The organism is Neorhizobium sp. SOG26, assembly GCF_003491345.1.
Classification (GTDB): domain Bacteria; phylum Pseudomonadota; class Alphaproteobacteria; order Rhizobiales; family Rhizobiaceae; genus Neorhizobium; species Neorhizobium turbinariae.
Window position 1 is genome coordinate 2739103 of sequence record NZ_CP025512.1, and the last position, 13981, is coordinate 2753083.

Annotated in this window: 13 protein-coding genes; all 13 read right to left on the bottom strand. The window is 62.3% G+C overall.

What is annotated here, in order from left to right; all coding sequences use genetic code 11:
* The 13 genes from lpdA to CYG48_RS13665 all read right to left on the bottom strand — a co-directional run bounded on the left by lpdA (nt 1) and on the right by CYG48_RS13665 (nt 13964).
* Nucleotides 1-1407 (bottom strand): dihydrolipoyl dehydrogenase, encoded by a 1407-nt coding sequence (gene lpdA / locus CYG48_RS13605; RefSeq protein ID WP_118850867.1) that lies wholly within the window; start codon nt 1405-1407, stop codon nt 1-3.
* A 24-nt stretch (nt 1408-1431) separates the two neighbouring features.
* On the bottom strand, nt 1432-2184 hold the full coding sequence (locus tag CYG48_RS13610) for an SDR family oxidoreductase (protein ID WP_118850868.1): 753 nt from the start codon (nt 2182-2184) through the stop codon (nt 1432-1434).
* On the bottom strand, nt 2181-2681 hold the full coding sequence (locus tag CYG48_RS13615) for a hypothetical protein (RefSeq protein ID WP_118850869.1): 501 nt from the start codon (nt 2679-2681) through the stop codon (nt 2181-2183). Before CYG48_RS13615 ends, CYG48_RS13610 begins: the two co-directional genes overlap by 4 nt.
* A gap of 4 nt (nt 2682-2685) precedes the next feature.
* Entirely contained in the window at nt 2686-3102 is a 417-nt protein-coding gene (locus CYG48_RS13620) for an MAPEG family protein (RefSeq protein WP_118850870.1), read from the bottom strand.
* Between the two features lie 15 nt (nt 3103-3117).
* On the bottom strand, nt 3118-4356 hold the full coding sequence (gene odhB, locus CYG48_RS13625) for a 2-oxoglutarate dehydrogenase complex dihydrolipoyllysine-residue succinyltransferase (RefSeq protein ID WP_118850871.1): 1239 nt from the start codon (nt 4354-4356) through the stop codon (nt 3118-3120).
* Nucleotides 4357-4386: 30 nt separating this feature from the next.
* On the bottom strand, nt 4387-4713 hold the full coding sequence (locus tag CYG48_RS13630; protein WP_118850872.1) for a YciI family protein: 327 nt from the start codon (nt 4711-4713) through the stop codon (nt 4387-4389).
* Between the two features lie 12 nt (nt 4714-4725).
* A complete protein-coding gene (locus tag CYG48_RS13635) occupies nt 4726-7722 on the bottom strand; it encodes a 2-oxoglutarate dehydrogenase E1 component (protein WP_118850873.1) in 2997 nt (998 codons plus the stop codon).
* Between the two features lie 270 nt (nt 7723-7992).
* Entirely contained in the window at nt 7993-8895 is a 903-nt protein-coding gene (gene sucD / locus CYG48_RS13640; protein ID WP_118850874.1) for a succinate--CoA ligase subunit alpha, read from the bottom strand.
* 17 nt (nt 8896-8912) lie between these two features.
* A complete protein-coding gene (gene sucC, locus CYG48_RS13645; RefSeq protein ID WP_118850875.1) occupies nt 8913-10106 on the bottom strand; it encodes an ADP-forming succinate--CoA ligase subunit beta in 1194 nt (397 codons plus the stop codon).
* Between the two features lie 35 nt (nt 10107-10141).
* Complete coding sequence (gene mdh / locus CYG48_RS13650; protein WP_118850876.1) at nt 10142-11104, bottom strand: malate dehydrogenase; 963 nt, start codon at nt 11102-11104, stop codon at nt 10142-10144.
* A gap of 171 nt (nt 11105-11275) precedes the next feature.
* The gene (zapE, locus tag CYG48_RS13655) at nt 11276-12439 is read right to left on the bottom strand and encodes a cell division protein ZapE (RefSeq protein WP_118850877.1); all 1164 of its coding nucleotides are present in this window, start codon (nt 12437-12439) and stop codon (nt 11276-11278) included.
* A 23-nt stretch (nt 12440-12462) separates the two neighbouring features.
* Complete coding sequence (locus tag CYG48_RS13660; protein WP_118850878.1) at nt 12463-12999, bottom strand: protease inhibitor Inh/omp19 family protein; 537 nt, start codon at nt 12997-12999, stop codon at nt 12463-12465.
* A gap of 185 nt (nt 13000-13184) precedes the next feature.
* Nucleotides 13185-13964: a succinate dehydrogenase iron-sulfur subunit gene (locus CYG48_RS13665; protein ID WP_118850879.1), complete on the bottom strand. Its 780-nt coding sequence runs from the start codon at nt 13962-13964 to the stop codon at nt 13185-13187.
* Nucleotides 13965-13981 lie beyond the last annotated feature (17 nt).

Sequence of the window (13981 nt, forward strand, 5' to 3'; positions counted from 1 at the left end):
TCACATGTGGATCGGCTTGAAGAAGGTGCCGAGTGCAGCTTCCTTCACCGCTTCCGACATCGTCGGATGCGCGTGGCAGGTGCGGGCCAGGTCTTCCGAGGAACCGCCGAACTCCATCAGCACGGTGATCTCGTGGATCATCTCGCCGGCGCCGAAGCCGATGATATGGCCGCCGAGCACCCGGTCGGTTTCCTTGTCGGCGAGGATCTTCACGAATCCGTCGGTCGCCAGCATGGCGCGGGCGCGGCCATTGGCGGTGAACGGGAACTTGCCGACCTTGTAAGCGATGCCTGCAGCCTTCAGCTCTTCTTCCGTCTTGCCGACGGAGGCCACTTCCGGCTGGGTGTAGACCACGCCCGGAATGACGTCATAGTTCACATGGCCGTGCTGGCCGGCGAGGATTTCGGCCAATGCCACGCCCTCGTCCTCGGCCTTGTGCGCCAGCATCGGGCCCTTCACCACGTCGCCGATCGCATAGATGCCGGCGACATTGGTCTTGAACTGGCCGTCGATCTCGACGCGGCCGCGGTTGTCGAGCGCCACGCCGGCTTCCTCGAGCCCAAGACCTTCGGTGTAGGGCTTGCGGCCGGTCGAAACCAGCACGATGTCGGCTTCGATCGTCTGGGCTTCGCCACCCTTGACCGGCTCATAGGTCACCTTGGCGCCGGACTCGGTCTTCTCGACAGCCGTCACCTTGGCTTCGGTGCGAATATCCATGCCCTGCTTGGCCATCATCCGCTGGAACTGCTTGGAAACGTCGGCGTCCATGCCACCGAGCAGCTTGTCGAGATATTCGACGACGGTCACCTTGGCGCCGAGGCGCAGCCAGACCGAACCGAGTTCCATGCCGATGACGCCGCCGCCGACAACGACCAGGCTCTGCGGCACCTTGTCGAGTGCAATCGCACCGGTCGAGGACACGATGGTCTTCTCGTCGATCTCGACATTGAGACCCGGAATGCCGGCCACATCCGAGCCGGTGGCAATCACGATGTTCTTGGTTTCCAGTTCCTGGACCTTGCCGTCGTCGCCGGTCACCGAAACCTTGCCGGCGGACACGATCTTGCCGGTGCCGATGAAGCCGTCGATCTTGTTCTTCTTGAACAGGAAGGACACGCCGTCGACGTTCGACTTCACGGTCGCATCCTTGTGCGCCATCATCTTTTCGAGGTTGAGCTTGGGAGCCTCGACCTCGACGCCGAGCGCATCCATGCCATGGGCGGCATGATGGAACATCTCGGAGGCATGCAGCAGCGCCTTGGACGGAATGCAGCCGACGTTCAGGCAGGTGCCGCCATAGGTCGCGCGCTTTTCAACGACTGCCACCTTGAGGCCAAGCTGGGCAGCCTTGACTGCGCATACATAGCCGCCGGGACCGCTTCCGATGACGACAACATCATAAGCCATTGTAGTTTTCCTTCCGTTGTTCTCTTAGCGCCCACCGCTCACATTGAGGATCGCGCCAGTTATATAGGATGCTCCGGGCGAAAGGAGGTAGAGAACGGCATCCGCCACCTCTTGCGCCTGCCCCGGGCGTTGCATGGGAATATTGGGCGCCATGTCGCGCGCCCGGTCCGGCAGGCCGCCGGACGCATGGATGTCCGTCTCGATGACACCCGGGCGGATCGCATTGACCCGCACGCCTTCTGCCGCCACTTCACGCGACAGGCCGACCGTCAGCGTGTCGATGGCGCCCTTGGAAGCGGCATAATCGACATATTGCGCCGGCGACCCGATGATCGCCGCCATGGACGAGATGTTGACGATCGCGCCGCCCTTGCCGCCGTGCTTGGTGGACATGCGACGCACCGCATGGCCGGCGCAGAGGATGGAGCCGGTCACGTTGATGCGCATCATCCGCTCGAGCCGTTCGACGCTCATCTCGTCGACACGCTGCGGCATGTCGACGATACCCGCATTGTTGACCAGCGCATCAAGCCGCCCGAAGTGCCGGTCGACCGCTGCAAACATTTCATCGATATCGGCGGCATTGCCGACATCGCCCTTCATTGCAATTGCGTCGCCGCCGGCCGCCTTGATCTTCTCGACCACGGCTTCGGCAGCCTGTGCATTCGAGGCGTAGTTGACGGCGACACGCCAGCCGCTGCGGGCCGCGAGCAGGCAAACGGCCGCGCCGATGCCACGGCTTCCGCCGGTCACGAGCATGACAGGTGTATCAGTCATCCATTGCACCCCTTGAACGCGTAAAGATCCCATGGAACGGACTTCAGCCCGCTTTTGTCCCAAAGCTCCGAATGGCGGATCGCCGGGCCAAAACCAGGCAGCAGAACCGCATCGGGTGCCGGCGTTCCCTCGGCACCCAGAACGTCAATCCCGGCCTCGCTGCGGTTCACCGAGTAGAGAACGCCCGTCCATACCGTGCAGGCGCGCAGCTCTGCGCCTGTCGCGTCGCCCTCGGGGCAGTTGTTCATGATCATGCCGGCCGGACGCTGCGATTCCTCGTCATACATCACATGGCCGTCAAGTTTCAGCTTTGCGCCCGTCACCGTGAACATGTGGCTGACGGCGGCAGCATCGGAACCGACAGGTCTGAAGGCAAGCTCCGTCCCGCCATCGGCTTCGGCAAAGACCGCCTTCTCGATCGGGCAGCGCTCCTGCGCCAGGGCAAAAGCCGGCGTCAGGCAGATCGTGATGAGCGATGCCTTGAACAGCCGCCTCATCGCATCACCGGAACAGCGCAAACATCATGGCCAGCAGCCCGATGAGGCTGATCAACCAGACGAAGGAGCGGAAATAGGGAATACCGGCGAGGTACAGCGGCAGATAGACGATGCGCGCCACGAACCAGATCCAGGCGCCGATCAGCCCCCAGTAGGAAGCGTCGTCGCCGGAAAAGGCGACGCCGAGCAGCAAGCCGATGAAGGCCGGATAGGTTTCCTGGAAGTTCCTGGAGGCGCGGGCCGCACGCCCGGCCAGCGGGCTTTTGGGCTCAAGGCCCTCGTCCCGCGGCCCCGCATTCCACTGCGAGCCAAGCTCGCGGGTCGCGAACATGCCCTGCAGCAGGATGTGGACGACCAGCAGGACGACGCTCAGGGCAAGCAGCGTCATGTAAGGCGTTGCCGTGACCCCAAGCGCTTCCATGGCTTTTCTCCAGTCTTAGAGGTCCAGAACCAGACGCTCCGGATCTTCCAGGCTTTCCTTGACGCGGACGAGGAAGGTCACTGCTTCCTTGCCGTCGACGATGCGGTGGTCGTAGGAGAGCGCCAGGTACATCATCGGACGGATCACGACCTGGCCGCCGATCGCAACCGGGCGCTCCTGGATCTTGTGCATGCCGAGGATACCCGACTGCGGTGCGTTGAGGATCGGCGAGGACATCAGCGAACCGTAGACGCCACCATTGGTGATGGTGAAAGTGCCGCCCTGCATGTCTGACATGGCGAGCGAACCGTCACGGGCTGCCTTTGCAAGACGGCCGAGTTCCTTTTCGACGCCCGCGATCGACAGCTGGTCGGCATCACGGATGACCGGAACGACAAGGCCCTTGTCGGTGCCAACGGCCATGCCGACGTGGCAGTAGTTCTTGTAGATGATGTCGGTGCCATCGATCTCGGCGTTGATCGAGGGGATTTCCTTCAGCGCGTGGGTAACGGCCTTCGTGAAGAAGCCCATGAAGCCCATCTTCACGCCGTGCTTCTTTTCGAAGATTTCCTTGTAGCGGTTGCGCAGGTCCATGACCGCCTTCATGTCCACCTCGTTGTAGGTGGTCAGCATGGCGGCGGTGTTCTGCGCGTCCTTGAGGCGACGTGCGATGGTCTGGCGCAGGCGCGTCATCTTCACGCGTTCTTCGCGGGCTGCATCGTCAGCCGACGAAACCGGACGCGGGGCAGCAGGCGCTGCGGCCGGAGCGGCAGCTGCCGGGCCCTTGGCGATGGCTGCAATCACGTCGCCCTTCAGCACCTGGCCGCGCTTGCCGGAACCTTCGATGTCGCCGGTCGAGACGTTGTTGTCGGCAGCAAGCTTGGCGGCAGCCGGAGCCGGCGGCATGGACGAACCGGAGGAAGCCGGTGCGGCTGCAGTGGCAGGAGCCGGAGCAGCAGGTTCGGCAGCCTTTGCCGGAGCGGCTTCGGCCGGAGCCGAGGTCGCGGCGCCGGCGGCACCTTCGGCGATCTGTCCAAGCAGGGCGCCAAGGCCAACGGTTTCGCCGTTCTGGGCAACGATTTCGGTCAGAACACCGGCAGCCGGGGCCGGCACTTCAACAGTCACCTTGTCCGTTTCAAGCTCGAGAAGCGGCTCGTCGGCCTTCACCGTGTCGCCGACCTTCTTGAACCAGGTGCCGACGGTTGCCTCGCTGACGGATTCTCCCAAGGTGGGAACGCGGATTTCAGTGGCCATTGTGTTTACGTCCTGAATGGTTGTTTGCGTTTATGCGGCAGCCGCGGCACCGCCCGCGGATGTCCTGAGAATGATGGAGGGCATGGGAGATATGTCAAACCTGAAGCCGAGGCCGGCGGTCACGATCGGGTCACCGTCGGCGAGATCGCGCGCAGCAGCCTCGTCTGAAACTTCCACCAGCGCCAAGCCGAAAGCCCCGCCTTCAGCGAAGACGGGACCCACGGCAATCGCGACACCCTGAAGCGCAAGACCCTGCCAGTAACCGAAATGCGCCTGCATCGCCGTTTTTTCCTCCGGCGATGCATCATGCGGGAAGCTCGGTCTTGGCGCGATCAGCTTCAGGTGAAAGTAGGCCATCGGCCCGTCTCCTTAGCCGCCGAGCGCGTCTTCGAGGAAGGCTTCGAGCTGCGCCAGGTGCTTCGACATCTGGCCCGTTGCAGGCGATGCCGCAGCCGGGCGACCGGTGTAGCGAACGCGCTGGAACTTGGCATCGATATGCGCCAGCACCCATTCCAGATACGGATCGATGAACGACCAGGCACCCATGTTCTTGGGCTCTTCCTGGCACCATACCATCTCCGCATTGCGGAAGCGGCTGAGTTCGTTGATCAGCGCCTTGGCCGGGAACGGATAGAGCTGTTCGATGCGCAGCAGGTAGATGTCGTCGATGCCACGCTTTTCGCGCTCTTCGAGCAGGTCGTAATAGACCTTGCCGGTGCAGAGCACGACGCGGCGGATCTTGGCATCCTTCTGCAGCTTGATCGGGCCGTCCTTGATGACTTCGGCATCGTCCCACAGGAGACGGTGGAAGGAGGACTCGCCCGCCATTTCGGCCAGCGTCGAGGTTGCACGCTTGTGGCGCAGCAGCGACTTCGGCGTCATCAGGATCAGCGGCTTGCGGAAGTCGCGCTTCACCTGGCGGCGCAGGATGTGGAAGTAGTTCGACGGCGTCGTGCAGTTGGCAACCTGCATGTTGTCTTCGGCGCACATCTGCAGCCAGCGCTCGAGGCGGGCCGACGAGTGTTCCGGACCCTGGCCTTCGTAACCATGCGGCAGCAGGCAGACGAGGCCGGACATGCGAAGCCACTTGCGCTCACCCGACGAGATGAACTGGTCGAACACGACCTGCGCACCGTTGGCGAAGTCGCCGAACTGGGCTTCCCAGAGCGTCAGCGCGTTCGGGCGGGCCAGCGAGTAACCGTATTCGAAGCCAAGAACGGCTTCTTCCGAAAGCATCGAGTTGATGACTTCGTAGCGCGCCTGGCTCGGAGACAGGTTGGCGAGCGGGATGTAGCGCTCCTCGGTTTCCTGGTCGTAGAGAACCGAGTGACGCTGCGAGAACGTGCCGCGTTCGCAATCCTGGCCGGAAAGGCGGATCTTCGTGCCTTCGATCGCGAGCGAACCGAAAGCCAGCGCTTCGGCCATGGCCCAGTCGATGCCTTCGCCGGTCTCGACCATCTGCGCCCGGTTTTCCATGAAGCGCTTGATCGTGCGGTGCACGTTGAAGCCTTCCGGAACGGTCGAAAGCTTGCGGCCGATCTCGCGCAGTTCCTTCATCGGAACGGCGGTCTTGCCACGACGCTGCTCGTCGGCATTGTCGGCAGAGCGCAGGCCGGTCCACTGGCCGTCGAGCCAGTCGGCCTTGTTCGGCTTGTACGACTGGCCGGCCTCGAATTCAGCCTCCAGATGCGCACGCCAGTCGGCCTTCATCTTCTCGAATTCGCCTTCCGTCAGCAGGCCTTCGGCAATCAGGCGCTCGGCGTAGAGCTGGGTCACCGTCTTGTGGTTTCGGATGACCTTGTACATCTTCGGCTGCGTGAAGCTCGGCTCGTCGCCTTCGTTGTGGCCGAAGCGGCGGTAGCAGAACATGTCGACTACCACCGGCTTGTGGAACTTCATCCGGTATTCGGTCGCGATCTTGGCCGCGTAAGTCACAGCTTCCGGATCATCACCGTTGACGTGGAAGATCGGCGCTTCGATCATCTTGGCGACGTCGGACGGATAAGGCGAAGAACGCGAGAAGGCCGGATTGGTGGTGAAACCGATCTGGTTGTTGATGATGAAGTGCATCGTGCCGGCGACGCGATGGCCGCGCAGGCCCGAGAGGCCGAGGATTTCAGCAACCACGCCCTGGCCGGCGAAGGCCGCATCACCGTGGATCAGGAGCGGCAGCACCTTGGCGCGCTCCTTGAGCGGAATGATGTCGCCTTCCCATTCCTTGGCCAGCAGGTCCTGCTTGGCGCGCGCCTTGCCCATCACGACCGGATTGACGATCTCGAGGTGGGACGGGTTGGCGGTCAGCGACAGGTGAACCTTGTTGCCGTTGAATTCGCGGTCGGACGAGGCACCCAGGTGGTACTTCACGTCGCCGGAACCTTCAACTTCGTCGGGCTTGAACGAACCGCCCTTGAACTCGTGGAACACGGCGCGGTGCGGCTTGCCCATGACGTTGGTGAGCACGTTCAGGCGGCCGCGGTGGGCCATGCCGAGAACGATTTCTTCGAGCCCGTCCTGGCCGCCGCGCTTGATGATCTGCTCGAGCGCCGGGATCAGCGACTCACCGCCATCGAGGCCGAAGCGCTTGGTGCCCTTGAAGCGGACGTCGAGGAACTGTTCGTAACCTTCGCCTTCCACCAGCTTGGAAAGGATGGCCTTCTTGCCTTCCGGCGTGAACTCGATGCCCTTGCCCGGGCCTTCGATCCGTTCCTGAATCCAGGCCTTTTCTTCCGGGTTCGAGATATGCATGAACTCGACGCCGATCGTGGAGCAGTAGGTGCGCTCCAGGATGTCGATCATTTCGCGCAGCGTGGCGTATTCGAGGCCGAGCACGTTGTCGATGAAGATCTTGCGGTCGTAATCGGCTTCGGTGAAGCCGTAAGCCGAAGGCGACAGTTCGTTATAGTCTTCCACCGGTGCGGCCAGGCCGAGCGGGTCGAGCTTGGCATGCAGGTGGCCGCGCATGCGGTAGGCGCGGATCATCATGATGGCGCGCACGCTGTCGCGGGTCGCCTGGTGCACGTCGGCGTCGCTGGCCGGCTTGCCGGATGCCGCAGCGGCTTCCTCGACCTTGGCCTTGACCTTCTTTTCGATCGCCTTTTCAACCGCCGGCCAGTTGCCGTCGAGAGCCGAAACCAGTTCGCCATTGGCGACGATCGGCCAGTTCTTGCGCTGCCACGAGGCTCCCGCTGCCGCCTTCTTCACGTCTTCCGGGTTGTCGGCCAGCGCCTTGAAGAAGGCCTGCCACTCCGGTGCAACGGAATTCGGGTCATCCTCGTAGCGGGCATGCAGCTGCTCGATATAGGCAGCATTCTGTCCGTCGAGGAAGGAGGTGATGAGAAACTGCTCGTTGGCTTCTTGCCGTGCCATTGCGTATTGCGGGCGCCGCGCCCGCCTCCTCACGTAATCGGATCCGAAATGCCCGGGCTCCGCATTTTCTTGGTCTTCGCTTTGATATCTCGAACCGCCGGGGCGGCCATGCGCAGTGCATCTACGCTGAATTCAGATGACATGCTGACAGCCAGCAGGTCACCTCACTCTCATCATCCTGCACCAGGACAGCCGAGGCTTACCCTCGCCTGTCCGAATCTGCCGGATCACCCGCCGTTCATAAGCCCGGCGGGTGTTCCTTATGTGGCGTCAGCCCTTGAGGACTTCAACCAGCGTCTTGCCCAGGCGGGCCGGCGATGGCGAGACCTTGATACCGGCCGATTCCATGGCCGCGATCTTGGATTCTGCGTCGCCCTTGCCGCCGGAAACAACTGCACCGGCGTGACCCATGGTGCGGCCCTTCGGCGCGGTACGGCCGGCGATGAAGCCTGCCATCGGCTTCTTGCGGCCCTTCTTGGCTTCGTCCTTGAGGAACTGCGCCGCGTCTTCTTCAGCCGAACCGCCGATTTCGCCGATCATGATGATCGAGGTCGTGGCTTCGTCGGCGAGGAACATCTCGAGCACGTCGATGAACTCCGTGCCCTTGACCGGGTCGCCACCGATGCCGACAGCCGTCGTCTGGCCCAGGCCCTCGTTGGAGGTCTGGAAGACGGCCTCATAGGTCAGCGTGCCGGAGCGGGAAACGATACCGACCGAACCCTTGCGGAAGATCGAGCCCGGCATGATGCCGATCTTGCATTCTTCCGGCGTCAGGATGCCCGGGCAGTTCGGTCCGAGCAGGCGCGACTTCGACTTGTCCAGCCGTGCCTTCACCCGCACCATGTCCATCACCGGAATACCTTCGGTGATGCAGGTGATGAACGGGATCTCGGCGTCGATCGCCTCGATGATCGCGTCCGCGGCACCTGCCGGCGGAACGTAGATCACGGATGCATCGGCACCGGTCTTTTCCTTGGCTTCGGCAACGGAAGCGAAGATCGGCAGGGTTTCGCCCTTCGAGCCGGTCCAGGTTTCGCCACCCTTCTTCGGATGGATGCCGCCGACCATCTGCGTGCCGTAATAAGCGAGCGCCTGTTCGGTATGGAAGGTGCCGGTCTTGCCGGTCAGGCCCTGAACCAGGACCTTGGTGTTCTTGTTGACGAGAATGGACATAAGTTCCGGTCCTTCAATTAGGCGTTGATCGCCGCGACGATCTTCTTGGCCGCATCGTCCAAGTCGTCAGCTGCCGTGATCGCAAGACCCGATTCATTCAGGATCTTCTTGCCGAGTTCCACATTGGTGCCCTCGAGGCGCACAACCAGCGGAACCTTAAGACCGACTTCCTGAACGGCCGCGACAACGCCCTCGGCGATGACGTCACACTTCATGATGCCGCCGAAGATGTTGACGAGGATGCCTTCGACCTTCGGATCAGCCGTGATGATCTTGAAGGCTGCCGCGACCTTCTCCTTGCCGGCGCCACCGCCGACGTCGCAGAAGTTGGCAGGCTCCTTGCCGTAGAGCTTGATGATGTCCATCGTCGCCATGGCAAGACCGGCGCCGTTGACCATGCAGCCGATGTTGCCGTCGAGGGCAACGTAGGCGAGGTCCCACTTGGAGGCTTCGATTTCCTTGGCGTCTTCTTCGGTTTCGTCGCGCAGCGCCTTGACGTCGTCGTGGCGGAACATCGCGTTGCCGTCGAAGGAAACCTTGGCGTCGAGAACGCGCAGGTGGCCATTTTCCATGACGATCAGCGGGTTGATCTCGAGAAGGGCCATGTCCTTCTCGCTGAACGCCTTGTAGAGGATCGGGAACAGCGACTTCGCGTCTTCGGCAGCAGCGCCTTCGAGCGCCAGCGCCTGCGAGATCTTGGCAACGTCGTCAGCCGTCACACCGGCTTCCGGGTCGATTGCGATCGTGTGGATCTTCTCCGGCGTGTCATGGGCGACAGCCTCGATGTCCATGCCGCCTTCGGTCGAAACAACGAAGGCAACCTTGCCGACCGAGCGGTCGACCAGCAGCGAGCAATAGAGTTCCCGGGCAATGTCGGCGCCGTCTTCGATGTAGAGGCGGTTCACCTGCTTGCCGGCGTCGCCGGTCTGGGCCGTTACCAGCGTGTTGCCGAGCATTTCCTTGACGTTGGCAACAACTTCATCGATCGACTTGGCGAGGCGGACACCGCCCTTGGCGTCGGGGCCGAGTTCCTTGAACTTGCCCTTGCCGCGGCCGCCGGCGTGGATCTGGCTCTTGACCACGTAAAGCGGGCCAGGCAGCGACTTTGCAGCCGCCTCAGCCTCTTCCGCCTTCAGGATGGCAACGCCTTCCGCAACCGGTGCGCCATAGCTCTTCAGGAGAGCCTTGGCCTGATATTCATGAATGTTCATGGGGTCTATCCCTATTGAGTGTGCGTCGACGCCGATTACTTCAGGGCGGGAGCGATGTTCATGCAGGCTTCGCAGAGGCCGGCAACGGCGCCGACAGACTTCTGGAAGGCTGCTTCTTCGTCCTTGTTGAACTCGACTTCGATGACGCGCTCGACACCGCCGGCACCGAGAACAACCGGTACGCCAACGTACATGTCCTTGACGCCGTACTGGCCCGCGAGGTGGGCAGCAACCGGCAGGACGCGCTTCTTGTCCTTGAGGTAGGATTCAGCCATCTCGATCGCCGAGGCGGCCGGTGCGTAGTAGGCCGAACCGGTCTTCAGCAGGCCGACGATCTCGGCGCCGCCATCACGGGTGCGCTGGATGATCTCTTCGAGACGCTCCTGCGTCGTCCAGCCCATCTTCACGAGGTCCGTCAGCGGAATGCCGGCAACGGTGGAGTAACGTGCGAGCGGAACCATCGTGTCGCCGTGGCCGCCGAGGACGAATGCGGTGACGTCCTGGACGGATACGTTGAATTCTTCAGCGATGAAGTGGCGGAAACGACCGGAGTCGAGAACACCGGCCATGCCGACAACCATGTTCTTCGGCAGGCCGGAGAACTTCTGGAGCGCCCAGACCATCGCGTCGAGCGGGTTGGTGATGCAGATCACGAAGGCGTTCGGGGCATACTTCTTGATGCCGGCACCGACCTGTTCCATGACCTTGAGGTTGATGCCGAGAAGGTCGTCGCGGCTCATGCCCGGCTTGCGGGCAACACCGGCGGTGACGATGCACACGTCAGCGCCTTCGATGGCGGAATAGTCGCTTGCGCCGGAAAGCTTGGCGTTGAAGCCTTCAACGGGGCCGGACTGCGCAATGTCCAGTCCCTTGCCCTGCGGGATACCGTCGGCAATGTCGAACAGGACGATGTCGCCCAGTTCCTTCAAGCTGGCCAGGTGAGCCAGCGTGCCACCGATCATGCCAGAACCAATAAGTGCGATCTTCTTGCGCGCCATCGAAAAGCTTCCTCTCGAGATCCGAACCACAGCAAGCTCTGGAGCCCGCCAATGTGCCAGATCGCATAGACCTAACGCGCAAAAAACGCAATGGATTCTTTCCGACCTAGTATTTTCAATCGGTTAGAATGCAAAAATCTTACGTAAACGTAAGATATCCATTAACGGAAATTAAGCCCGTCGCCGCTTTTCCTGATGCATCTCCAGGTAATCCTGGCTCCGCATCTCGAACAGCCGCGAAACGGTCCGGTCAAACTCGAAGCCTTCCGTGCCGCGCCGCTCGAGAAGAATGTCTTCCGGAGCAGTGGCCGCAGACACGAACAGGCGAACGCCATGGTCATATAGGGCGTCAACGAGATTGATAAACCGTTTGGCCTCATTTCGCTTGTCCGGGCCAAGTTGCGGCACATGCTCGACGAAGACGGAGTCGAACCTGTCGGCGATCGCGAGGTAGTCGGAAGCGCCGAGCGGCTTGCCGCAGATGTCGCTGAACTGGAAGCGCGCCGCACGTCCGGCTGCCGAGGGCACATGGATGCTGCGCCCCTTCCTCGGGATTTCCATCGGCGCCGACTTCAGCCCTTCGGTCACCTGGTGCCAGGACGATTCCATCGCGGCATCGGTGCGTGCATCGAGCGGTGTGAGATAGACCGGCAGGCTCGCAAGCTTCTGCATCCGGTAGTCGGTCGGGCTGTCCAGCGTCACCACGTCGACATACTTGCCGAGCAGCGTGATGAAGGGCAGGAACAGCCCGCGGTTGAGCCCGTCCTTGTAGAGGTTCTCCGGCGCCACGTTGGAAGTGGCGATCAGCACGCAGCCGAGCCCGAACAGTTCGGTGAACAGGCGCGCCAGGATCATCGCATCGGTGATGTCGGTGACCGAAAATTCGTCGAAGCACAGCAGCTCGGCCTCGGCAAAGATCGCCTCCGCCACCGGTGGCACGGGATCGGACTGCTTCGTCTCGCCCCGCTTCAGCTTCTGCCGGTGCTCGTGGATGCGGTTGTGCACATCCGCCATGAACTCGTGGAAATGCGCCCGGCGTTTCTTTTCCGTCGGCGCCTTCTTGAAGAACATGTCCATCAGCATGGTCTTGCCGCGACCAACGCTGCCATGCACGTAGAGCCCGCGGATCTCGCGCGGCTTGCCGCCGCCCTTGGCAAACAGCCAGCCGAGTGCACTCTTCTTCTTCGAAGGCTTGGTGTCCCGCAGGCAGGTCAGCACATGGTCGAGCTTGGCCGCGACATCGAGCTGCGCGGCGTCAGCCGTCAAGGTGCCCGACGCAGTCAGCGCCTTCAGCTCCTCGACGACGCTCGTCGTGTATTTCGGTATGGGTTCCAAAAGACGCCCTCGGAGGCGAGGGCTTAGCGGCTGAGGCTCACCGGCTGTCCGGAGTTCAGCGTGCCGTCGAACTTGTTCTCAGCCGTCTTGTAGACGCGGCCGATCACGTCGCCGGAGCGGTTCTTGAACTGCACCATCTTGCCCGACACTTCCCATGAGCCCATCGCCGTCAGCTCGCCCGCGCAACCGCGCGTACCGCCGCGCGAGCCGCTGCCGAGATTGGTGAGCGTCAGGAACATGTCGCAGGACTGGCCGGCGTTCGACACGCGCCAGTTGCCGACCATGGCTTCCTTCTTGATGTCGAGCGCGCTTGCCGGGGCAGCCGCGTTCGGATCAAGCGCTGCCATGTCCTGGCCGGCCGCCGGCGCAGACGGGTACTGCGACGCGCCACCCGGAGGCGGAAGTTCGCTGCCCTGGACCGAGGGAACCGGCTGGGCCTGGAGAGGGGTAGGTTGAGCGGGCTGGGCCGGAAGGCCACTGTAGAGATTGTTCGACGTCCGCTGGCAACCGGCAAGCGCCATGGCTAGAACCAAAGTCGTCGCCACATATCTCATCTGCATACTACTACTCCTGCTTTCAGTCCTCATCCGCCCGGCCACTGATTAAGACCGCATTAGCGTAAAGCGAATTGGTTAATCAAGTCGTACCGGAACAATTCGGCATGCCTGTGACGCGTCTTGTCTCACAGGAAGGAGTGGTGCGCCGGCCGATCTCGCACGTCGCGCGACCGGCCGGCAATCTTAGGTCAGACGCGGCGCTCGACCATCATCTTCTTGATTTCGGCAATCGCCTTGGCCGGGTTGAGGCCCTTCGGACAGGTCTGCGCACAGTTCATGATCGTGTGGCAGCGATAAAGCCGGAAGGGATCCTCAAGGTTGTCGAGACGCTCCCCCTTGGCTTCGTCGCGGCTGTCGATCAGCCAGCGATAGGCCTGCAGGAGAACAGCCGGGCCGAGGTAGCGGTCGCCGTTCCACCAGTAGCTCGGACAGGAGGTCGAGCAGCAGGCGCACAGGATGCACTCGTAGAGGCCGTCGAGCTTGAGGCGGTCCTCATGGCTCTGCTTCCATTCCTTGGCCGGCTGCGGCGATACCGTCTTCAGCCAGGGCTCGATCGAGCGGTGCTGGGCGTAGAAGTTGGTGAGGTCCGGCACGAGGTCCTTCACCACCGGCATGTGCGGCAGCGGATAAACCTTCACCGTGCCCTTCACGTCGCCCATGCCCTTGGTGCAGGCCAGCGTGTTCGAGCCGTCGATGTTCATGGCGCAGGAGCCGCAGATGCCTTCGCGGCAGGAGCGGCGCAGCGTCAGCGTCGGGTCGATCTTGTTCTTGATGTAGAGAAGACCATCGAGAACCATCGGGCCGCAGTCGTCCACGTCGACATAGAAGGTGTCGATGCGCGGGTTCTGCCCGTCGTCCGGGTTCCAGCGGTAGATGCGGTATTCCCGGACATTCTTGGCGCCGGCCGGCTTCGGCCAGACCTTACCCTCGGTCATCTGGGAATTTTTCGGTAGAGCGAGTTCAACCATGTTCCAGGTCCTTTGAG